This window comes from Aureimonas sp. Leaf454 (assembly GCF_001424685.1).
In the GTDB taxonomy this organism is placed as follows: Bacteria; Pseudomonadota; Alphaproteobacteria; order Rhizobiales; family Rhizobiaceae; genus Plantimonas.
Map to the genome: position 1 here is coordinate 336,227 of NZ_LMQT01000024.1, position 20,197 is coordinate 356,423.

21 protein-coding genes and 1 pseudogene are annotated in these 20,197 nt (G+C 68.2%); 11 read left to right on the top strand and 11 right to left on the bottom strand.

Annotated elements, in window-relative coordinates; genetic code table 11:
• Positions 1-6 precede the first annotated feature (6 nt).
• The 6 genes and pseudogenes from ASG43_RS20870 (at position 7) to truB (ending at position 6,037) form a co-directional block, all read left to right on the top strand.
• A complete protein-coding gene (locus ASG43_RS20870; protein ID WP_082491092.1) occupies positions 7-723 on the top strand; it encodes an RNA-binding protein in 717 nt (238 codons plus the stop codon).
• A 79-nt stretch (positions 724-802) separates the two neighbouring features.
• Positions 803-952: pseudogene (locus tag ASG43_RS23825) on the top strand (translation initiation factor IF-2 associated domain-containing protein); the annotation flags it as partial.
• A gap of 279 nt (positions 953-1,231) precedes the next feature.
• A complete protein-coding gene (gene infB, locus ASG43_RS20875) occupies positions 1,232-4,045 on the top strand; it encodes a translation initiation factor IF-2 (protein WP_348271100.1) in 2,814 nt (937 codons plus the stop codon).
• Between the two features lie 135 nt (positions 4,046-4,180).
• Positions 4,181-4,597: a 30S ribosome-binding factor RbfA gene (rbfA, locus tag ASG43_RS20880; protein ID WP_056508985.1), complete on the top strand. Its 417-nt coding sequence runs from the start codon at positions 4,181-4,183 to the stop codon at positions 4,595-4,597.
• Positions 4,594-5,052, top strand: a complete 459-nt coding sequence (locus tag ASG43_RS20885) for a hypothetical protein (RefSeq protein WP_056508988.1) — start codon at positions 4,594-4,596, stop codon at positions 5,050-5,052. Before rbfA ends, ASG43_RS20885 begins: the two co-directional genes overlap by 4 nt.
• Before the next feature lies 1 nt (position 5,053).
• Complete coding sequence (truB, locus tag ASG43_RS20890) at positions 5,054-6,037, top strand: tRNA pseudouridine(55) synthase TruB (protein ID WP_056508991.1); 984 nt, start codon at positions 5,054-5,056, stop codon at positions 6,035-6,037.
• A 96-nt stretch (positions 6,038-6,133) separates the two neighbouring features.
• On the opposite strand, the gene ASG43_RS20895 is transcribed toward truB, so the two are convergent.
• Complete coding sequence (locus ASG43_RS20895) at positions 6,134-7,957, bottom strand: NAD(P)/FAD-dependent oxidoreductase (RefSeq protein WP_056508992.1); 1,824 nt, start codon at positions 7,955-7,957, stop codon at positions 6,134-6,136.
• 124 nt (positions 7,958-8,081) lie between these two features.
• Positions 8,082-9,083, bottom strand: coding sequence for a D-glycerate dehydrogenase (locus tag ASG43_RS20900; RefSeq protein WP_056508994.1), 1,002 nt, complete (start codon positions 9,081-9,083; stop codon positions 8,082-8,084).
• 175 nt (positions 9,084-9,258) lie between these two features.
• On the opposite strand from ASG43_RS20900, the gene ASG43_RS20905 reads away from it, so the two are divergent.
• A complete protein-coding gene (locus tag ASG43_RS20905) occupies positions 9,259-9,828 on the top strand; it encodes an SH3 domain-containing protein (RefSeq protein WP_056509277.1) in 570 nt (189 codons plus the stop codon).
• 231 nt (positions 9,829-10,059) lie between these two features.
• Here the strand turns inward: ASG43_RS20905 and irrA are convergent, their stop codons facing one another.
• Both irrA and ASG43_RS20915 read right to left on the bottom strand, forming a co-directional pair.
• A complete protein-coding gene (irrA, locus tag ASG43_RS20910) occupies positions 10,060-10,515 on the bottom strand; it encodes an iron response transcriptional regulator IrrA (RefSeq protein ID WP_156386818.1) in 456 nt (151 codons plus the stop codon).
• Positions 10,516-10,670: 155 nt separating this feature from the next.
• Entirely contained in the window at positions 10,671-11,192 is a 522-nt protein-coding gene (locus ASG43_RS20915; protein WP_056508997.1) for a hypothetical protein, read from the bottom strand.
• 178 nt (positions 11,193-11,370) lie between these two features.
• On the opposite strand from ASG43_RS20915, the gene fabA reads away from it, so the two are divergent.
• The 3 genes from fabA (at position 11,371) to fabI (ending at position 14,066) form a co-directional block, all read left to right on the top strand.
• A complete protein-coding gene (gene fabA, locus ASG43_RS20920; RefSeq protein ID WP_056509001.1) occupies positions 11,371-11,895 on the top strand; it encodes a bifunctional 3-hydroxydecanoyl-ACP dehydratase/trans-2-decenoyl-ACP isomerase in 525 nt (174 codons plus the stop codon).
• 75 nt (positions 11,896-11,970) lie between these two features.
• Positions 11,971-13,203: a beta-ketoacyl-ACP synthase I gene (gene fabB, locus ASG43_RS20925; protein WP_056509004.1), complete on the top strand. Its 1,233-nt coding sequence runs from the start codon at positions 11,971-11,973 to the stop codon at positions 13,201-13,203.
• 17 nt (positions 13,204-13,220) lie between these two features.
• Positions 13,221-14,066 carry an enoyl-ACP reductase FabI gene (gene fabI, locus ASG43_RS20930; RefSeq protein WP_056509007.1) on the top strand — a complete coding sequence of 282 codons (846 nt, stop codon included), beginning with the start codon at positions 13,221-13,223 and terminating at the stop codon, positions 14,064-14,066.
• Between the two features lie 15 nt (positions 14,067-14,081).
• Here the strand turns inward: fabI and ASG43_RS20935 are convergent, their stop codons facing one another.
• The 6 genes from ASG43_RS20935 to ASG43_RS20960 form a co-directional block, all read right to left on the bottom strand.
• The gene (locus ASG43_RS20935) at positions 14,082-14,525 is read right to left on the bottom strand and encodes a DUF2214 family protein (protein ID WP_056509011.1); all 444 of its coding nucleotides are present in this window, start codon (positions 14,523-14,525) and stop codon (positions 14,082-14,084) included.
• Positions 14,522-15,034 carry a DUF2937 family protein gene (locus tag ASG43_RS20940; protein ID WP_056509014.1) on the bottom strand — a complete coding sequence of 171 codons (513 nt, stop codon included), beginning with the start codon at positions 15,032-15,034 and terminating at the stop codon, positions 14,522-14,524. Before ASG43_RS20940 ends, ASG43_RS20935 begins: the two co-directional genes overlap by 4 nt.
• Positions 15,035-15,107: 73 nt before the next feature.
• Positions 15,108-15,410: a putative quinol monooxygenase gene (locus ASG43_RS20945; protein WP_056509017.1), complete on the bottom strand. Its 303-nt coding sequence runs from the start codon at positions 15,408-15,410 to the stop codon at positions 15,108-15,110.
• Between the two features lie 149 nt (positions 15,411-15,559).
• Positions 15,560-17,686, bottom strand: a complete 2,127-nt coding sequence (gene pnp / locus ASG43_RS20950) for a polyribonucleotide nucleotidyltransferase (protein WP_056509020.1) — start codon at positions 17,684-17,686, stop codon at positions 15,560-15,562.
• Between the two features lie 323 nt (positions 17,687-18,009).
• Positions 18,010-18,279 carry a 30S ribosomal protein S15 gene (gene rpsO, locus ASG43_RS20955; protein ID WP_056509023.1) on the bottom strand — a complete coding sequence of 90 codons (270 nt, stop codon included), beginning with the start codon at positions 18,277-18,279 and terminating at the stop codon, positions 18,010-18,012.
• A gap of 156 nt (positions 18,280-18,435) precedes the next feature.
• Positions 18,436-18,675 (bottom strand): hypothetical protein, encoded by a 240-nt coding sequence (locus tag ASG43_RS20960; protein WP_056509024.1) that lies wholly within the window; start codon positions 18,673-18,675, stop codon positions 18,436-18,438.
• Positions 18,676-18,788: 113 nt separating this feature from the next.
• On the opposite strand from ASG43_RS20960, the gene ASG43_RS20965 reads away from it, so the two are divergent.
• Positions 18,789-19,730, top strand: a complete 942-nt coding sequence (locus ASG43_RS20965; protein WP_082491093.1) for a LysR family transcriptional regulator — start codon at positions 18,789-18,791, stop codon at positions 19,728-19,730.
• On the opposite strand, the gene queF is transcribed toward ASG43_RS20965, so the two are convergent.
• Complete coding sequence (gene queF / locus ASG43_RS20970; protein WP_056509027.1) at positions 19,712-20,173, bottom strand: preQ(1) synthase; 462 nt, start codon at positions 20,171-20,173, stop codon at positions 19,712-19,714. The genes ASG43_RS20965 and queF overlap by 19 nt on opposite strands.
• Positions 20,174-20,197 lie beyond the last annotated feature (24 nt).

The window sequence follows — 20,197 nt, forward strand, 5'->3', positions numbered from 1 at the left end:
GCCGGAATGGGCGAGGTCGAGATCGGCACGGACGAGGAGACGAAGCGCGAGGCGCCGGCGGACGACGAAGCCCGCAATCCGCGCACCTGCATCGTCTCGCGCAAGGCTTTCGAGCCGGACGAGCTGATCCGCTTCGTCGCAGCGCCCGATGGAACACTGGTCGCCGATCTCCGGCGCAAGCTTCCCGGGCGGGGCGCGCATGTCGAGATGCGGCGTTCGGTCGTGGAGCAGGCGGTCAAACGCAAACTCTTCGCCCGGGCGCTGAAACGGGAGGTGGCGGGTGCGGAAGCGCTGGCCGATCAGGTCGACGAGCAACTCGCGCGCCAGATCCTGAGCTTCTTCGGGATGGCACGAAAGGCGGGCCAACTCGTTGTCGGAGCAACGAAGGTGGATGCCGCGGTTCGCGCCGGGGCGGCCTTGGCCGTGCTGCACGCGATCGACGGCGCAGAGGACGGCATACGCAAGATCGCGAATGCCCGACGCGCTGCCGTCGCGATGGGACTGGCCGACGAGGTTCCCGCTTTCCGCCTGTTCACGGTGGATGAAATGGGTTTGGCCTTCGGCGGCGGGAATGTGATACATGCAGCCGTCCTTGCCGGAGAGGCGGGCGCTGCGCTCTTGAGGCGCCTTCAAGCGCTTTCGAACTACCGGGGTGAGCACCCCACGGCGATGGCCGGCGACGCCAATGAAGCGACGCCGGATGAAGCGGTCGCCAGCGATTGAGACGGCGGCATCCCCCGGGGATGTCGGGTGCACGGATGTTTGGCGTGGGATCGACCCCATGCAGGAAGCGGAAGCGGTAATGAGCGACACGAAATCCGGCGACGACAAGACGCTGAGCGTGAACACGAAGAAGACCCTGAGCCTGAAGCCTCGTGGCGTCGAGCAGTCGACGGTTCGCCAGAGCTTTTCGCACGGGCGCACGAACAACGTTCTCGTCGAAACGAAGAAGCGTCGGATCGTGAAGCCGGACGAGAAGGAGGCGGCGTCGGTGGCGGCCGCGCCTGCCGCGCGCGCACCGGTTCCCGCAGCGCCCGTTCCGGCAGCGGCTGCTCCGTCCGCACCGGCTCCGTCCGCCGAGGTGACGGCGGCAGCGCCGTCGGTCGTCGAGGCGAAGGCGACGCCCGCGGCTCCCGCCGCGACCCCGGCTCCGGCTCCGGCGCACGTGGAAGCCAAGGCGGCTGAGCCGAAGGCCCCCGAGGCCAAGGCGCCGGACGCGCCTGCCAGCCCCGTGAGCGCTCCCGAAGCGAAGGCACCCGAAGTGAAGGCGCCCGAGGCGAAGGCGCCGGACGCGCCCGTTCCGACGCCTGCGCCGGCCGCCAAGGTCGAGGCTCCGGCCGCCGCCGCGCCGGTCGAAGCGAAAGCGCCGGCCGCGACCGAGGCTGCGCCGATTCCCGCTCCCGCCGCTCCGGCGACGCCCGCCACTCCGGCTGCCCCGGTGGCCGCAACGCCGCAGGCACCGCGTCCGTCCGCCTCCACGCCGAACCAGGGACCGCGCCCGTCCGCGCCGGTGTCCGGCCAGCGTCCCGCGCCCGGCGCTCCGCAGGGTCAGCGTCCCGGCTCCGCGCCGCAGCGTCCCGGCGCTTCGGTTCCGCCGCGTGGCGCCGCGCCGGCCGGCGCCGGCCGACCCGGCCAGCCCGGTCAGCCGCCGCGTCCGGGTGCTCCCGGCGCGCGTCCGGCCGCTGCCTCTCCCGGCGCGCGCCAGCCCCGCGGCGCGGTGCTGAACGATCTGTCGTCGCGTGAGATGGATGCTCGGCGCCGCGCGCTCGAACTCGCTCGCCAGCGCGAGGCCGAGGATCGCCGTCTCTTCCTTCAGGAGGAGGCGCGCCGCATCGCCGACGACGAGCGTCGCCGCCAGGAGCGCGAGGAATCCGAGCGCCGTCAGGCCGAGGAGAACGCGCGTCTCGAGGCCGAGGCCGCCGCGCGCCGGAAGGCCGAGGAGGAGGCCGCCAAGCGTCCGTCCGCGACCCCTGCCCGTCCGGGCGAGGAGACGACGGAGTCCGCGGTTGCCCGTGCCGCGCTCGGCCGTGGCGTTCGCCGCGACGACGAGAGCGAGGATGCCGGGCGCGCCCGGACCGGTCCGGCGGGTGTCCGCCGCGGCCCGGCCAAGGTCGAGACGGCCAAGCCCACCCGCGCCAAGACCGACGACGGTCGCCGCGGCGGCAAGCTGACGCTCGACAAGGCGCTGGTCGGCGAAGAGGGCGCGCGTTCGCGTTCGCTCTCCTCGATGCGGCGCCGACAGGAGAAATTCAAGCGCTCGCAGATGAATCAGCAGCGCGAAAAGATCGTACGCGAAGTGATCATTCCAGAGACCATCACCATCCAAGAACTCGCCGGGCGCATGTCCGAGCGTGCGGTCGACGTCATCAAGTTCCTGATGGCGCAGGGCCAGATGATGAAGCCAGGCGACGTCATCGACGCCGATCTCGCCGAACTCATCGCGTCCGAATTCGGCCACACCGTCAAGCGCGTCGCCGCGTCCGACATCGAGGAGGGCATCTTCAACGTCGCCGACGACGAGGAGAAGATGGTCTCGCGTGCTCCGGTCGTCACGATCATGGGCCATGTCGACCACGGCAAGACCTCGCTGCTTGACGCGATCCGCAAGACCAACGTCGTGTCCGGCGAGGCCGGCGGCATCACGCAGCACATCGGCGCCTATCAGGTGGAGCACGACGGCTACGTCATGTCCTTCATCGACACGCCGGGCCACGCCGCCTTCACGGCGATGCGCGCCCGCGGCGCGCAGGCGACCGACATCGCGATCCTGGTGGTCGCGGCCGACGACAGCGTCATGCCGCAGACGATCGAATCGATCAGCCACGCCAAGGCGGCGGGCGTTCCGATCATCGTGGCCATCAACAAGATCGACAAGCCGTCGGCCGACGCCCAGAAGGTCCGCACGCAGCTCCTCCAGCACGAGGTCTTCGTGGAATCCATGGGCGGCGAGGTCCTCGATGTCGAGGTCTCCGCCAAGACGGGCCTCGGCCTCGACACGCTGCTCGAAGCCATCCAGCTCCAGGCCGAGCTGATGGAGCTGAAGGCCGACCCGACGCGCACCGCCGAGGGTGTCGTCATCGAGGCCGAGCTCGACAAGGGCCGCGGTCCCGTCGCGACCGTCCTCGTTCAGGCCGGCACGCTGCGCACCGGCGACATCGTCGTCGCCGGCGACATGTGGGGCAAGGTCCGCGCGCTCGTGAACGACAAGGGCAAGCAGCTGAAGGAAGCCGCGCCCTCGACCCCGGTCGAGGTGCTCGGTCTCTCCGGAACCCCGGCCGCCGGCGACCGCTTCGCGGTGGTCGAGGACGAGGCGCGCGCCCGCGAGATCTCCGAGTATCGCCAGCGCCTGACGCGCGACAAGGCGGTCGCCAAGTCCGCCGGCCAGCGCGGCTCGCTCGAGCAGATGATGAGCCAGTTGCAGGACACCGGCCTGAAGGAGTTCCCGCTCCTCATCAAGGGCGACGTGCAGGGTTCGGTCGAGGCGATCATCTCCGCCCTCGACAAGCTCGGCACCGACGAGGTCCGGGCCCGCATCATCCATTCCGGTGCCGGCGCGATCACCGAAAGCGACATCACGCTCGCCTCGGCGGTGGATGCCGCGATCATCGGCTTCAACGTGCGCGCCAATGCGCAGGCGCGTCAGTCGGCCGAGCAGAACGGCATCGAGATCCGCTACTACAACATCATCTACGACCTCGTGGACGACGTGAAGCAGGCCATGTCCGGCCTCCTGTCGCCGGAACGCCGCGAGACCTTCCTCGGCAATGCGGAGATCCTCGAGGTCTTCCACATCACCAAGGTCGGCAAGGTCGCGGGTTGCCGCGTCACGGAAGGCAAGGTCGAGCGCGGCGCGGGCGTTCGCCTCATCCGCGACGGCGTCGTCATCCACGAGGGCAAGCTCTCCACGCTCAAGCGCTTCAAGGACGAAGTGTCCGAGGTGCCGGGCGGTCAGGAATGCGGCATGGCCTTCGAGCGCTACGAGGACATGCGCGTCGGCGACGTCATCGAGTGCTTCCGCGTGGAGCACGTCGCGCGCTCGCTGTAACCACGGCCCTTTGCCTCGTCGAAGGCAGGATCGCGGGGCCGGGAGATACGCTCTCCCGGCCCCGCCGCTTTATCGGCGAAACCCGTTTTTCGACGTTTCGTCCCACATTCGACTCTGCCAGGAAGGAACGCCCGAGTGGCCTCCAAGCGCCCCGAAAAGGGACCGACCAACCGTCAGCTCTCCGTCGGAGAGAAGGTGCGCAAAGCCTTGACCGAGATTCTGGGCCGGGACGAGCTGCGCGATCCGCTCCTGGAGAAGGCCGTGATTTCCGTGACGGAGGTCCGCATGGCCAATGATCTGAAGCTCGCCACCGCCTATATAACGGTGCTGGGGCAGAGCGAGGTCGACCCTTACGTGGAAGCGCTTGAGAGCCATGCGCGCTTCATTCGGGGCCGGCTGACGCCGGCGCTCCGCCAAATGAAATACATGCCGGAAATTCGTTTCCGGAAGGACACGTCCTTCGACAACTACGCCCGGATCGATGCGCTCCTGCGCTCGCCGGAGGTCGTCAAGGACCTCGCACGAGACGACGAAGAGGACGAGACGCCATGAAATGGACCGATGAGAAGCTGGGCGCGAAATCCCCCGGCGAGCGCCACCAGCTCTACATGAACGCGCGGGCCATGGATTCCGACGAGGCGCGCGCACTGGTGCGGATGATCGAGGAATCGGGTCTGGCCTATTCGCTCGACCGGTCGCTGCGCAAGCCGGACGCCATCTCCGAGAAGATCGCCGAGGTCGCCTTCTCCGCCGAAGCCGGCAAGGCCATGGAAGACGCGGTGCGCAACGGCGTCGCGCCGATGGCCGCGCTCGATCCGATGCTCGCCGCCGAAATGGGCGAGGATTACGGCGCCCACAACGGCTCCACCACCACCGCCGGCCGCATCGCGACCGAGCGCATGGTCCAGCGCGGATACCAGAAGACCGGCAAGAAGCAGAAGCTGCCCGCCGAGTGCCGCGCCAAGACCGGCGACCTTCTGGAGAAGGCGCCGGAGGTCCTCCAGTAGCATGGCACGACGTGGCAAGAAGCCGAAGGGTCGTCCGGTCTCCGGCTGGGTGATCCTCGACAAGCCGAAGGGGCTCGGCTCGACCGAGGCCGTCTCGAAGATCAAGTGGCTCTACTTCGCGCAGAAGGCGGGACATGCCGGTACGCTCGACCCGCTTGCGTCCGGCATGCTGCCCATCGCGCTCGGCGACGCGACGAAGACGGTGCCCTTCGTCATGGACGGGCTGAAGATCTACCGCTTCACCGTGCGCTGGGGCGCCGAGACGACCACGGACGACACCGAGGGTCCGGTCGTGCGCGCCTCCGACATCCGTCCCGGCGAAGAGGAGATCCGCGACGCGATGGAGGATTACGTCGGGGAGATCATGCAGATCCCGCCGCAGTTCTCCGCCATCAAGATCGACGGCGAACGCGCCTACGATCTCGCCCGCGAGGGTGAGACCGTGGAGATCGCCGCCCGTCAGGTCGTCGTCCACCGCCTGGAGCTTCTGGAGCTGCGCGACGACGAGGCCGTGTTCGAGGCCGAATGCGGCAAGGGCACCTATGTCCGCTCGATCGCGCGCGACATGGGCCGAGACCTCGGCTGCTTCGGCCATATCACCGAGCTTCGCCGGATCGCGGTCGGTGCCTTCGACGAGGACGACATGGTGACCCTCGAGGATCTCGAGGCCGCCGGCGACGAGGGCCGGGAGACGCTGACGCCCGACGAGATCGAGGCGGGGGCGCGTCCGCGCGTCGTCGATTTCACGGGGCTCGACGAATACATCCTCGATCCCGCGCTCGCGCTGTCGGACCTCTACGAGGTCTCGCTGACCGACGAGCAGGCGGGCCGCGTCCTTTCGGGCAATCCCGTGCTCCTGCGCGGCCGCGACGCCCCCGCCTTCTGCGAAGAGGCCTACGCGACCGGCCTCGGCCGCCTCATCGCGCTCGGCGCGGTGGAGGAAGGCGCCTTCAAGCCCAAGCGCGTGTTCGGCGGGCGGGGGTGACGACGGGACCCGGCTGACGCCGGGTGACGGGTTCATCCATCGACATCGGGGGCGCCGCCGGGCGCGCCGTCCCCGACATTCCCCATCCGACGATCCTCAACGCGCGTGATGGCTCTCCGCCAGCGCGTAGACCGGCGTCGGAATACTCTCCAGCCGGGCTTTCAGCTGCAACGCCAGATATTGCGAATAATGCCGCGACTGGTGCAGGTTTCCACCGTGGAACCAGAAGTTCGGCAGCTGCGTCGGCTTCCACATGTTGCGCAACTCGCCCTCCCAGGGGCCGGGATCCTTGGTCGTGTCGGAGCCGAGACCCCAGACCTTGCCCACCTTGTCCGCCGCTTCCGGGCTGACGAGATCGGCGACCCAGCCGTTCATCGAGCCGTAGCCCGTGGCATAGACGATGAGATCGGCGGGAAGCTCCGTGCCGTCGTCGAGCTTGACGCCGGTCGGCGTGATCGCCTCGACCTGTCCGCCCTTGAGCTTGATCTTCCCGTCGATGATCAGCTGGCTCGCGCCGACATCGATATAGTAGCCCGAGCCCCGACGCAGGTATTTCATGAAGAGGCCGGACCCGTCGACGCCGAAATCGTTGCGGAAGCCGGCCTTCTCCAACCCCGCATAGAAGTCGGCGTCGACCCGCGCGATCTCCTCGTAGAGCGGAATGTGGAACTCGTGCATGATGCGAAAGGGCACGGAGGCGAAGATGAGGTCGGCCTTGGCCGTCGTGATCCCGTTCTTCAGGGCCCGCTCGGAATAGAGATCGCCGAGGCTCTTCTCCATCAGCGTGTCGGACTTCACGATGTGCGTCGAGCTTCGCTGGACCATCGTGACGTCGGCCCCGGCCTCCCAGAGCGCGGCCGAGATGTCGTGCGCCGAATTGTTCGAGCCGATCACGACGACGCGCTTGTCCTTGTAGGCATCGGGGCCGGGATGCTGCGAGGAGTGATGCTGCTCGCCCTCGAAGCGGTCCATGCCGGGAAAGTTCGGCATGTTCGCCTTGCCGGACATGCCCGTGGCCAGGACGAGCTGCTTCGGCCGGAGGATCATCTCCTCGCCGTCCCGCTCGACCGTGACGATCCATTCGCCGGCCGCCTCGTCGAAGCGGGCGTTCTTGGCCACCGTCTTCGACCAGTAGTTGAGCTCCATCACCTTCACGTACATTTCCAGCCAGTCGCCGATTTTGTCCTTCGGGGCGAAGACCGGCCAGGTCTTGGGAAAGTCGAGATAGGGCAGGTGATCGTACCAGACGGGATCGTGCAGGCAGAGCGACTTGTAGCGCTTGCGCCAGGCGTCGCCCGGCCGTTCGTGCTTGTCGATGACGATGGCGGGAACGCCGAGCTGGCGCAGCCGCGCGCCGAGAGCGATGCCGCCCTGGCCGCCGCCGACGACGAGCACGAAGGGCTGGGTGTCATGGCCGAGGCTGGCCTGTTCGGCGGCCCGCTTCTCGGACCAGGTCCGGCGCTCGCGGCTCGCCCCGTGCTCGGCGCCCATCGGGCGGCGCTCGGCCAGGGGCTCTTCGAAGCCCTTCAGCTCGGTCATGGTGGTGAGCAGCGTCCAGGCCTTGCCGTCCTTGAGGCGCAGGTGCCCCCGCCCGCGCGCGACGCCCGTCTCGAAGGTGATCCAGGCCTCGGTGACGCCGCCCGCCTCCGTCGGCTCCTCCTCGACGCGGAAGGTGCTCGGCCGCACGTCGCCGAGCACCGCACCCAGCATGTCGCGCACGCCTTCGCGCCCCTCGACGGTGGTGATGTTCCAGGTGAAGGCGACGAGATCGCGCCAGAAGCTCGTGGCGCCGAAGAGCTCGGCCGCATCGTCGACCCGGCCGTCCGCAAGCGCCCCTTCGAAGGCCTGGAGCCAGGCCTCGACGTCGCGTCGCGGTTGCGCGGTTTCGATGGTCGCGGGTCGTTCGAGCGTCTCGCTCATGTCGATTCCTCCCTGACGTCTTTGCCAGGAGGGAAACGCACGGCGCCCGGTCTGTCCATCCTGCAGCTGCGAAGCCGTCTGCTGCACCGCGACCGCCGCGACGGGCCAGGCCGGCGTCGGCGCGTCAGATTCGGCCGGGCAGGATGCGGTCCGGCGGCCGGTGGCCGTCCATCAGGGTGCGGATGTTGATGATCACCTTCTCGCCCATGTCGAGCCGGGCCTCGATCGTCGCCGAACCCATATGGGGCAGGAGGACGACCCGGTTCTCCTCGGCGAGCCGCATCAGCCGGCGGTCGACGGCGGGCTCGCCCTCGAAGACGTCGAGACCGGCCCCGGCGATCTGCCCCTCCTCGATCCGCTTCACCAGCGCCGCCTGATCGATGATCTCGCCGCGCGCCGTGTTGACGATGAAGGCGTGGTTCTGCACGAGCGACAGGCGGCGCGCCGACAGGAGGTGGTAGGTCGCGGGCGTGTAGGGGCAGTTCACCGAGAGGATGTCCATCCGGGCGAGCATCTGGTCGAGGCTCTCCCAATAGATCGCGCCGAGCTCGGCCTCGGTCTTCGGCCGGACCGGGCGCCGGTTGTGATAGTGAATCTCGATGCCGAAGGCTTTCGCGCGCCGGGCGACCGCCGTGCCGATGCGGCCCATGCCGATGATGCCGAGCTTCTTCTTCGACAGGCGTCGGCCGAGCATCCAGGTCGGCGACCAGCCGGGCCAGCGCTCGCCGGCCGTCAGCCGCGTCGCGCCCTCCACGAGCCGGCGGGGCACGGCGAGAATCAGCGCCATGGTCATGTCCGCCGTGTCCTCGTCGAGGACGTTCGGCGTGTTGGTCACGAAGATGCCGCGGGCATGGGCGGCCTCGACGTCGATATTGTCGACGCCATTGCCATAGTGCGCGATCAGCTTCAGGCGCGGACCGGCCTGCGCGATCATCGCGCGGTCGATCCGGTCGGTGACGGTCGGCACGAGAACGTCCACCTCGCGCAATGCGGCCACGAGCTCCGGCTGGCTCTTCGGCCGGTCGTCCAGGTTGAAGCGCGCATCGAAGAGCTCGGCCATCCGCGTCTCGATCGCGTCCGGCAGGCGCCGCGTGATGGCGACGATCGGCTTGGCTCTCTCGGTCATCGCGCGCCCTTTCAAGAGGTTGTTAACCGCGTGGAGCGATAGTCGGCCGTGCCGCAGACATCTCGTCCTTAGCAAGCGCCTCGGGCGAAAACAAAGGCTTTCGGGATGTCGGGCGCGTCCGGCCCGGCCCCCTTCGGGGGCGGGCGGTCTGGTCTCAAGGAGTCCCCCCGTGTCGATGCTTCGCCGCCTCCTCCTCTCGGTCGCCACGGCGGCCTGTCTCGCCGGCTCGCTCATGTCCGCCGGGGCCGTGGAGGCCGATCCGGAAAGCGAGCAGCCGGGCGAGGCGGGCGAAGCGGGCGAGGCGGCCGGCACCTATTCCAAGCTCCCCCTGCCGCGTTTCGTCTCGCTGAAATCCGCCCGCGTCAATCTGCGCGTCGGACCCGGCAAGGACTACGCCGTCTCCTGGCTCTACCTGAAGCCGGGCCTGCCGGTGGAGGTCGTGCAGGAATACGAGCTGTGGCGCCGCGTCCGCGATTCCGAAGGCTCGGAAGGCTGGGTCTACCACTCGCTCCTGTCCGGCGAACGCACGGCGATCGCCGCGCCCTGGCTGGCCGGCAAGAGCGCCACCGTCGACCTGCGCCGCAGCGCCTCGGACGATTCCGGTCTCGTCGCCCGGATGGAGCCCGGCGTCGTCACCAAGGTCAAGGAATGCGGTCTGGGCTGGTGCGAAGTGGAGGTCGCCAATCGCGACGGCTACGTGCGCCAGCACGAAATCTGGGGCGTCTATCCCGACGAGCGGTTCTAGGGCGCACGCACCCCGTGCCGGCCGGGCGCGCGGCAGCCGGACGAAGGACGGTCTCACCCCTCGAATCTCCGCAACCCGCGGTCCGACGATCAGGTCCGTTCGTCAAGGCGATGCCGTTCGCGCCGCCGTCGCATCGCAAAAGAACCCGCCGGGGCCTCCCCCGGCGGGTTCTTCTGGTATCCGAGGGACTGGTATCCGAGGGACGCGCGCGGCGGAGCCTTTCGGCCTTTCTCAGATCGCCGGCGCGCTCTTGCGGCGCAGGCGGACCACGACGTCGACATTGACGATCTCCATGCCCTCGGGCGGCTCGGGCAGCTGCGCAAGGCTGATGCCGCCATTGGGGATGTCGATCATCTGGTTGTCGTCTTCGATGAAGAAATGGTGATGGTCCGACGTGTTGGTGTCGAAATAGGTGCGTTGGCCCTCGCCGGTCAGCGGACGGACGATGCCGACATCGGTGAACTGGTGCAGCGTGTTGTAGACGGTCGCGAGCGACACCGGCTCGCCGGCGCGGTGGGCCTCGTCGTGCAGCTCTTCGGCGGAGAGGTGACGGTCACCGGAGCCGAAGATGAGGTTGCACAGAGCAACGCGTTGGCGCGTGGGCCGCAGGCCCGCTGCCCGCAGCCGCTCGAACACGCAGAAGGACCCCGTACGGCCCCGGATGTTCATCGCCTTCGTCGTCGCCATCGCCACCATCGTGCCCGTTCGAAAGACGTCGCGCTCCACGTCGCGGAGCCGACCTCGCCGACCTCATATAAAGCGTTTGAGGCGTCGCAGCAAATTCATGTCCGACATTGTCAAGTTTCTCGGCGACACCGTCGCCGACGAGGGGCCGAGCGGGCTCAGGGACAGGCCGCCTTCAGCGCCTGCAGAGCCTTGCCCGACCCCCTCAGCGTCAGGGTCTCGCGTCCCGCGGGCGAGGCGATCTCCGCCTTCGAGCCCGCCGCCAGCGCATCGACGAGCGGCAGAAGCTCCGTCGGTCTAGCCGTCTCTACGAGATCGCGCCTGCCGCCCGCGCCGCGAACGGCGCGCGTGGTGCGGCGAAAGGCGGTTCCGTCGACCGTGACGACGACCGTGTAATCGAGATCGCCCTGGAGCGAGGCGTCGAAGCCGGGCAGAATCAGGCGAAGCGTTGCCGGCGCGCCGGCGCAGGTGAAGGCGATGGTCTCGCCGGACGCGCCGGCCAGCGCGGCGCGGCCGCCGCTCCATCGCCATCCCGCTCCCCGGCCTCCCGTCCCGCCCGTGGCTCCCTTGGCCGCGTTGTTGCCGGACGCCTGCGCCTGCGCCGTTCCGGGGCTGCACGGCACCAGGAGAAGGGCGGCCAGCACGGCGATGAGGGGCGTGACGTTCGGCAAAATCGGCATGAGGGACCCGGTTGCGACTTCCTTGTGAGCGGAAGGCAGCCTATCTCAGGCGTCACGGCATCGCGAGCCCGGCTTCGGCCGGCGTTGAAGCGTTGACGGTTTGTCAACGGCGCGCATCATGCTAAGGCGACGCCGAACCCCGCGCCTCCGGGCGAGCCAAGGCGGATGCAAGACGACGATGGCCACAGGCAAGAGCCGATACGACTACGACGACCTGATCGCCTGCGGTCACGGCACGCTGTTCGGGCCGGGCAATGCCCAATTGCCGCTGCCCCCCATGCTGATGTTCGACCGCATCACCGAGATCACCACCGACGGCGGCGAATTCGGCAAGGGCTCGATCAAGGCCGAGTTCGACGTCGATCCCTCGCTCTGGTTCTTCCAGTGCCATTTCGAGGGCGATCCGGTCATGCCGGGCTGCCTCGGGCTCGACGCGCTCTGGCAGCTGACGGGCTTCTATCTCGGCTGGCTCGGAGAGGAAGGCCGCGGCCGGGCCCTCGGCGTCGGCGAGGTGAAGTTCACCGGTCAGGTCACGCCCAAGATCAAGCTCGTCGAATACGGCGTCGAATTTCGCCGCGTCATGCGTTCCAAGCTGAAGCTCGGCATCGCCGAGGGCTGGATGAAGGCGGATGGCGAGGTCATCTACCGTGCGAGCAACCTGCGCGTCGGACTGTTCAAGGACGAGGACGCGACGGGCGGCTGAGCCCGGATGGGGACGATCACGTCCGCTCGCGCGGTTTCGCCGGACCTTGTCGGCGGATCATTTGGAGGAATTTCCATGAGACGGGTCGTCGTGACCGGAATGGGCATCGTGTCCTCGATCGGCAACGGTCTGGACGAGGTCTCGGCTTCGCTGCGCGATGCCACGTCGGGCATCAGCTTCTCCGAGGATTTCGCGGAGAACGGGTTCAAGTGCCGCGTCTGGGGCAAGCCCAAGCTCGATCAGACCGCGCTCGCCGAGCTGGTCGACCGGCGCGCCATGCGCTTCCTCAGCCAGGGCGGCGCGTGGAACCACGTCGCCATGAAGCAGGCGATCGCCGATTCCGGCCTCGAGGAGGCCGACATCTCGAACAACGAGCGCACCGGCATCATCATGGGCTCGGGCGGTCCGTCGACGCGCACGCTGATCGAAGCCGCCGACATCACGCGCAAGAACAAAAGCCCCAAGCGCATCGGCCCCTTCGCGGTGCCCAAGGCCATGTCGTCGACCGCATCCGCGACGCTCGCCACCTGGTTCAAGATCCACGGCGTCAACTATTCGATCTCGTCAGCCTGCTCGACCTCGGCCCATTGCATCGGCAATGCCGCCGAGATGATCCAGTGGGGCAAGCAGGACGTGATGTTCGCCGGCGGGCACGAGGATCTCGACTGGACCATGTCGAACCTCTTCGACGCGATGGGCGCGATGTCGTCCGACTTCAACGACACGCCGGCCACGGCCTCGCGGGCCTATGACGCGAGCCGGGACGGCTTCGTCATCGCGGGCGGCGCGGGCGTCGTCGTGCTCGAGGAATACGAGCGGGCGGTGGCGCGCGGTGCGCGGATCTATGCCGAACTCGTCGGCTACGGCGCGACGTCGGACGGCTACGACATGGTCGCGCCCTCGGGCGAGGGCGCCGTGCGCTGCATGCGCCAGGCGCTCGCCACCGTGAAGGGGCGCGTCGACTACGTGAACACCCACGGCACCTCGACGCCGGTGGGCGATTCCAAGGAGATCGGCGCGATCCGCGAGGTCTTCGGCGCCGAGATCCCGCACATCCAGTCGACCAAGTCCCTGACGGGCCACTCCCTCGGCGCGGCCGGCGTGCAGGAGGCGATCTATTCGCTTCTCATGATGCGCGACGGCTTCATCGGCGAGAGCGCCCACATCACCGAGCTCGATCCGGAATTCGAAGGCGTGCCGATCGTGCGCCGACGCATCGACGACGCCAAGGTGGACATCGCCCTGTCGAATTCCTTCGGCTTCGGCGGCACCAATGCGACGCTGGTCTTCCAGCGCGTCCAGAACTGACGGGAAGGCCGGACGCCATGGGCGAGCTGATGAAGGGCAAGCGCGGGCTCGTGATGGGCGTCGCGAATCACAATTCCATCGCCTGGGGTGCCGCCAAGGCGCTGGCCGCGCAGGGCGCGGAGGTCGCGTTGACCTATCAGGGCGACGCCTTCGGCAAGCGCGTGAGGCCGCTCGCCGAGGAGATCGGCTCGAAGATCCTCGTCGACTGCGACGTGGAGGACATCGCCTCGGTCGACCGCGTCTTCGAGACGCTGAAGGCCGAATGGGGCCAGATCGACTTCCTCGTCCATGCTTTGGCCTTCTCCGACAAGAACGAGCTGAAGGGCCTCTACGCCGACACGACGCGCGACAACTTCACGCGCACGATGCAGATCTCCTGCTTCTCCTTCACCGAGATCACGCGGCGGGCGACCGACCTCATGGACAGCGGCGGCTCGATCCTGACGCTGACCTATGGCGGTGCGACGCGCGTCATGCCGAACTACAACGTCATGGGCGTCGCGAAAGCCGCGCTCGAAGCCTCCGTGCGCTACCTCGCCGCCGATTACGGACCGCGCAACATCCGCGTCAACGCGGTCTCGGCAGGGCCCGTGCGAACGCTCGCCGGCGCCGGCGTGTCGGATGCGCGGCTGATGTTCTCCTACCAGCGCCGCAACGCGCCGATGCGCCGCAACGTCACGATCGACGAGGTCGGCGGCGCTTGCCTCTATCTCCTCTCGGACCTCGCCAACGGCGTGACCGGCGAGATCCACTACGTCGATTCCGGCTACAACATCATGTCGATGCCGGCGCTCGACGAGTTGAAGGCGCAGGAGCGCCGCGCGGCCATCGTCGACGGCGCCGGAGCCGAAGAGGTCAAGTAAGCCGGCAAAGCCTCATCAGAACGGCCAGCGCGCCATGGCGGCGGCGGCCGTGACGACGAGGAACACCAGCGCCAGTTCCGTCCAGACCCAGAGCCGCATGCGGGCGACATCCGACGCCGGCACCTCGCCGCCGGCACCCGAGGCGCGCGCGGCCTTGCGCCAGCGCTGGAAGATCAGCGTCGGCGGGATGGAGGCGATGCCGACGAGCAGGAAGGCTCCCATCTTCAGCCAGAAGTACGGGTTCTCCGCGTAGCCGTCCCAGCCCTTGGCGCCCCAGGCGAGGCGGGCCGCCCCGATGGCGAGCACGGCCAGGGACGCGCCGCCATAGCCCGCGTCGAGCCTTGCCAGCAGCGACGCGTCCGGCCGATCGGCGCGCAGGGCCCCGGCTTCCATCGCCAGCATCATGACGAGGCCGAAGACGGCGATGTGATGGGCGATCGCCAGCGCGAGATCGGTCATGGCAGTTCCCTCCCGGCGCGGATCCTGCGCGCGCGTCGATGTCGCAGGCCCAGGGCCGTCCCCGCGCCGGCTACCCAGCCGCCGCCGAGGCCGACGAGCGTCAAGGCCAATCCGTCCGGCGTCGTGGGGAGGGCCGGTCGGTAATCCCCGGCGACACCTGCGACGACGGCCTTGTCGACATCCGAGAGAGCGATGAACGGCCGGAAGAGCGGCGCGGATCGCAGGAGCTCGCGATAGCGCCGCTCCAGCGCTTCGTAGCGCGCGATGGTCTCGGCGGCATCGAAGCCCTGGCGCGCGACGAATGCGTCCGGGCTGGTCTGAAGCCGTTCGACCGCGGCCGGGCGCGACAGGCCGGCGCTCGCGGCGCTCGCGTCGAAGCGCTCCACCACGCTTCGCAGCGCATCGGCAGCCCCGCCGAGCCGCTGCAGGTATTGCTGCGTGAACTCGCTGGCCTGGCTGAAGAGGAAGCCCGCGAGAACCGCACCGGAGACGCGCAGGACGAGTTTCACGAACGAACTCCCGGAACGTGGTCGCGACGGGTGGGGCCGACCGGCATCGCCTCAGCCTGCCGAAGCCGCTTCTCTACGACGACAGGAGTTCGGTCCGCTCGGGATAGATCACCTCGACCTTCTCCGACAGGATGTAGGGTTTCCCCGCCGCATGCCAGGCCGCGACATGCGGCGTTTCGATATGGCGTCCGAGAAGCTCCCGGTTTTCCCATTCCTCGACGAAAACGACGTTGGTCTCGTCCATCGGGTCGATGAACATCTCGTAGCGCAGGCACCCCTCTTCCCGGCGCGTGGCGAGGATGCATGGCGTCGCCGCCGCGACGACCTTCGCACCCGTGCCCGGCTTGATGCGAAGGGATGCGATGAGGTGGAGCATGATGTTCGTCCTTGGGTGGTGGGCGCGCCGGCCTTCTCGCCGGTCCGTGCGGGAAAGTCCATCGGAGTCCGCGGGTCTCGGAATCCGACGAAAAAGGGCGCGTCCCTTTCGAGACGCGCCCTTCCGGATGGTTCGATCGAGGGTCGGGATCAGGCGGCCTGTTCGCCGTCCTTGATCTCCTCGCCGGTCGCCTGGTCGACGACCTTCATGGAGAGGCGGACCTTGCCGCGCTCGTCGAAGCCCATGAGCTTGACCCAGACCTTCTGGCCTTCCTTGACGACGTCGGTCGTCTTGGAAACCCGCTCGGCGCCGAGCTGGCTGATGTGGACGAGACCGTCGCGCGAGCCGAAGAAGTTGACGAAGGCGCCGAACTCGACGGTCTTCACCACGGTGCCCTCGTAGATCGCGCCGACTTCCGGCTCGGCCACGATGGAGTGGATCCACTTCTTGGCGGCCTCGATCTCCTTGGCCGACGACGAGGCGATCTTCACGGTGCCGTCGTCCTCGATGTTGATCTTGGCGCCGGTCTTTTCCACGATCTCGCGGATGACCTTGCCGCCCGAACCGATGACGTCGCGGATCTTGTCGGTCGGAACCATCATGACCTCGATGCGCGGCGCGAACTCGCCGAGCTCCGAACGGCTTTCCGAGAGGGCCTTCGACATCTCGTCGAGAATGGTCAGGCGACCGCCTCTGGCCTGGTCGAGGGCGACCTTCATGATCTCCTCGGTGATGCCCTGGATCTTGATGTCCATCTGCAGGGAGGTGATGCCCTCGGACGTGCCGGCGACCTTGAAGTCCATGTCGCCGAGATGATCCTCGTCACCGAGAATGTCGGAGAGGACCGCGAAGCGCTCGTTCTCCTTGATGAGGCCCATGGCGATGCCGGCGACGGGACGGCCGAGCGGAACGCCGGCATCCATCAGCGCCAGCGAGGTGCCGCAGACGGTCGCCATGGAGGAGGAGCCGTTCGACTCCGTGACCTCGGAGACGGCGCGGATCGTGTAGGGGAACTGCTCCTTGGCGGGCAGCATCGGACGGATCGCGCGCCAGGCGAGCTTGCCGTGGCCGATCTCGCGGCGGCCGGGCGAACCCATGCGGCCGGTCTCGCCGACCGAATAGGGAGGGAAGTTGTAGTGAAGGAGGAAGGTCTCCTTGTACGTTCCGGTCAGCGCGTCGACGAACTGCTCGTCCTCGCCCGTGCCGAGCGTGGCGACCACCAGGGCCTGCGTCTCGCCGCGCGTGAAGAGCGCGGAGCCGTGGGTGCGCGGCAGGATGCCGGCTTCGGCGACGATCTGGCGGACCGTCGAGAGGTCGCGTCCGTCGATGCGGCTGCCCGTGTCGAGGATGTTCCAGCGGACGATCTTGGCCTGCAGCTCCTTGAAGACCGCGTTCACGACCTCCTTGGGTGCCTTCGGGTCTTCGCCTTCGGGCAGGAAATGCGCGGTGACCTTGGCCTTCACCGCGTCGACGGCGGCGTAGCGGGCCATCTTGTCGGTGTTCTTGTAGGCGGCGCGCAGCTCGCCCTCGACCATGCCGAGCATCTCGGCCTCGAGCGCGGACGTATCGGCGACATTATGGTCGCGCGGCTCCTTCGCGGCGGCTTCGGCGAGCTTGATGATCGCGTCGATCACCGGCTGGAAGCCCCGGTGGCCGAACATGACGGCGCCGAGCATGATGTCTTCCGAAAGCTCGTGGGCCTCCGACTCGACCATCAGGACGGCGTCCTGCGTGCCGGCGACGACGAGGTCGAGTTCCGACTCCGGCATCTCGTCGACATGCGGGTTGAGCTTGTAGGCGCCGTTGATGTAGCCGACGCGCGCGCCGCCGATCGGGCCCATGAAGGGAACGCCCGACAGTGTGAGCGCCGCGGAGGCCGCGACCATGGCGAGCACGTCCGGATCGTTCTCGAGGTCATGCTGCAGGACGGTAACGACGACCTGCGTGTCGTTCTTGTAGCCGGCCGCGAAGAGCGGACGGATCGGGCGGTCGATGAGGCGGGAGACGAGCGTCTCCTTCTCGGACGGACGTCCCTCGCGCTTGAAGAAGCCGCCGGGGATCTTGCCGGCCGCGAAGGTCTTTTCCTGGTAGTTGACGGTCAGCGGGAAGAAGTCGAAGCCGGGCTTGGGCTTCTTCTCCGATACGACGGTCGCGAGGACGCAGGTCTCGCCGTAGGTCGCCAGCACCGCGCCGTCGGCCTGACGCGCGATCTTGCCGGTCTCGAGGGTCAGCGGGCGGCCGGCCCACTCGACTTCGACCTTATGGGTCTTGAACATGGCATTTGCCTTTTCGTGATGCGCGGCCCCGGATCGGGATCGACCGGGCGGGCGCGCCGTTCTCATGGGTTCGAGAACTCGCGTCACGGGCAAGACGGCGGGAGGCTTCCGGTTGGAACCGCGCGAGCCTCGAAGAGGCGGCGGTTCGGCACGATGTCTGTCCCTCTCGGCTCGAGCCGGATGAGGGATCATGCCGGGGAAGCATCCGGCTATCCTGCCCCATGACAGGGTCTCGTCGATCGGCGGGGGCTTTCGCCCGCACCGTCTGCAGTCTCGCCGCGTCCGCCCGTTCCCGGGCGGACGAGGCGCGGGCCCGAAGAGGCTTAGCGGCGCAGGCCGAGACGCGCGACGAGCGCGGTGTAGCGGGGCTCTTCGACGCGCTTCAGGTAGTCGAGGAGGCTGCGGCGCGTGGAGACCATGGTCAGAAGGCCACGACGGGAGTGGTTGTCCTTCTTGTGGCCCTTGAAGTGTTCCGTCAGGTTGTTGATGCGCTCGGATAGAAGCGCGACCTGGACTTCCGGCGAACCCGTATCGCCCGGCTTGACGGCGAATTCCTGGATGAGCTGCTGCTTGCGCTCTGCTGTGATCGACATCGAAATGCCCTTTCGGATGGAGGTTCGGGAGTCGCCCTTGGCCGGGATGTCGTCCAGCCGGGGCCATGAATGCGCGAGGCCCTCCCGAGGGAGAACCAGGATCGCATGAAGGCGCCCTATAAAGGAGTTCGAGGCGAAAGGCCAGCGCCGAGCCCTCTACTGCCATCGATCCCAGGCGCGGTGCGGCACGACCAGCGTCTCGCCGATGAGGCGATGAGCGGTTTCGCGGTCGATGCCGACATCCTCGAGCAGGAAGTCGTCGCCTCGATCGAGCAGGCGTTGCAAGGACCGGTGCGCCGCCTTGCGCTGGAGATGCTCTCGCCGCAAGCGCCGGATCCGGGCGAGAAGGTCGAAGCTGCGGGACGAGGAGCCTGTGCGTTCGATGAACAAGGACATCGGAGATCCTTTCGAAAAGGGGAGCGGTCTTCCCCTCTCTCGGCCGGCTCCCGTCATTTGACAAATGAGTTATTCGGGGTCCTATCATGAGATGAACTCATGACGGATCGGCCATGTCCCTTCATCTCGACAGCGATCTCCTGCGAACCTTCCTGGCCGTCGCGGACACCGGGAACTTCACGCGCGCCGGCGAGATGGTCGGCCGGACCCAGTCGGCCGTCAGCCTCCAGATCAAGCGGCTGGAAGAGCACACGGGCGCGACGCTCTTCGAGCGCGGCCCGCGCGGCGTCGCCTTGAGCAACACCGCCATGCCGCTCCTGACGCGGGCCCGGCGGATCGTCGCGCTGCTCGACGAGGCGTCCAGAAGCCTGACGGAGCCGGCCCTCGGCGGGCCCGTGCGCATCGGCATTCCCGAGGAATACAGCCACACGATCCTGCCGCGGGCTCTCGGCGCCTTTTCCAAGCGCCATCCCGAGGTCGAGGTGACGGTCCGCCATGCCCGGTCCTCGGTGAACCGCGCCGCCGTCGCCTCGGGCGCGATCGACCTTGCCGTCGTCTTCGAGGAATCGGGAACGGGCACCGCCGAATGGCTCGCGACCGATCCGACGGTCTGGGCGAGTTCCATCCTCCATGCGCCGCACGAGATCGATCCGCTGCCCATCACGATCTGCGAGACGAGCGACTGGTGCCGGGCGGCGGCGCTGCGGTCCCTGGACCGAATGGGGCGCGCCTATCGCGTCGCCTATTCGGCCGATACGAGCAGCGGGGTCTTCGCCGCCGCCGCGTCCGGCCTCGCCATCGCCCCGCTGACGCGCAGCCACGTTCCCGCCAGCTGCCGTGTGCTCGGCCCGGACGACGGATTTGCCTTGATCGACGCGTCGACGGTCGGCCTCGTTCGAAGCGCCGCCGCGGACAGCGAGACCGTCACGGGCATGGCGGAGGCGATCCGCGAGGCGTTCCGCGATGCCGCGATCTCGGTCGCGCCGACGCGGCCGACCGATCAGCCGGCCGAGCCCGCCGACGAACCCTTCTCGGTTCATCCGCGTCCGCGATAGGTCGCAACGCCCGGATCGGGCAGCCAGACGCCGTCGATGGGCGCGCCGGTCTGCCAGAAGACGTCGATCGGAATGCCGCCGCGCGGATACCAGTAGCCGCCGATGCGCAGCCATCGGGGTGCCAGGAGATCGGCGAGCCGGCGGCCGATGCCGACCGTGCAGTCCTCGTGGAAGGCGCCGTGATTGCGGAAGGCGGTGAGGTAGAGCTTCAGCGATTTCGACTCGACCAGCCAGTCGCCCGGCACGTAGTCGATGACGAGATGGGCGAAGTCCGGCTGGCCCGTCACCGGGCAGAGCGACGTGAATTCCGGCGCGGTGAAGCGTGCGACGTAGTTCGTGTCGGCATGCGGGTTCGGCACGCGCTCCAGCACGGCATCCTCCGGCGAGGCGGCGATGGCGGCGGCCCGGCCGAGCTGGGTGAGGGCGGAGGTGTCGGTGGTCATGAGGTCACTGCCGATGGGCTGGAA

Bases quoted from the DNA above. Each gene is read 5' to 3' on its own strand.
- ASG43_RS20870 (WP_082491092.1), top strand. From the start codon at position 7: ATGGGCGAGGTCGAGATCGGCACGGACGAGGAGACGAAGCGCGAGGCG.
- ASG43_RS20885 (WP_056508988.1), top strand. From the start codon at position 4,594: ATGAAATGGACCGATGAGAAGCTGGGCGCGAAATCCCCCGGCGAGCGC.
- truB (WP_056508991.1), top strand. From the start codon at position 5,054: ATGGCACGACGTGGCAAGAAGCCGAAGGGTCGTCCGGTCTCCGGCTGG.
- ASG43_RS20895 (WP_056508992.1), bottom strand. From the start codon at position 7,957: ATGAGCGAGACGCTCGAACGACCCGCGACCATCGAAACCGCGCAACCG.
- ASG43_RS20900 (WP_056508994.1), bottom strand. From the start codon at position 9,083: ATGACCGAGAGAGCCAAGCCGATCGTCGCCATCACGCGGCGCCTGCCG.
- ASG43_RS20905 (WP_056509277.1), top strand. From the start codon at position 9,259: ATGCTTCGCCGCCTCCTCCTCTCGGTCGCCACGGCGGCCTGTCTCGCC.
- irrA (WP_156386818.1), bottom strand. From the start codon at position 10,515: ATGGCGACGACGAAGGCGATGAACATCCGGGGCCGTACGGGGTCCTTC.
- ASG43_RS20915 (WP_056508997.1), bottom strand. From the start codon at position 11,192: ATGCCGATTTTGCCGAACGTCACGCCCCTCATCGCCGTGCTGGCCGCC.
- fabA (WP_056509001.1), top strand. From the start codon at position 11,371: ATGGCCACAGGCAAGAGCCGATACGACTACGACGACCTGATCGCCTGC.
- fabB (WP_056509004.1), top strand. From the start codon at position 11,971: ATGAGACGGGTCGTCGTGACCGGAATGGGCATCGTGTCCTCGATCGGC.
- fabI (WP_056509007.1), top strand. From the start codon at position 13,221: ATGGGCGAGCTGATGAAGGGCAAGCGCGGGCTCGTGATGGGCGTCGCG.
- ASG43_RS20935 (WP_056509011.1), bottom strand. From the start codon at position 14,525: ATGACCGATCTCGCGCTGGCGATCGCCCATCACATCGCCGTCTTCGGC.
- ASG43_RS20945 (WP_056509017.1), bottom strand. From the start codon at position 15,410: ATGCTCCACCTCATCGCATCCCTTCGCATCAAGCCGGGCACGGGTGCG.
- pnp (WP_056509020.1), bottom strand. From the start codon at position 17,686: ATGTTCAAGACCCATAAGGTCGAAGTCGAGTGGGCCGGCCGCCCGCTG.
- rpsO (WP_056509023.1), bottom strand. From the start codon at position 18,279: ATGTCGATCACAGCAGAGCGCAAGCAGCAGCTCATCCAGGAATTCGCC.
- ASG43_RS20960 (WP_056509024.1), bottom strand. From the start codon at position 18,675: ATGTCCTTGTTCATCGAACGCACAGGCTCCTCGTCCCGCAGCTTCGAC.
- ASG43_RS20965 (WP_082491093.1), top strand. From the start codon at position 18,789: ATGTCCCTTCATCTCGACAGCGATCTCCTGCGAACCTTCCTGGCCGTC.
- queF (WP_056509027.1), bottom strand. From the start codon at position 20,173: ATGACCACCGACACCTCCGCCCTCACCCAGCTCGGCCGGGCCGCCGCC.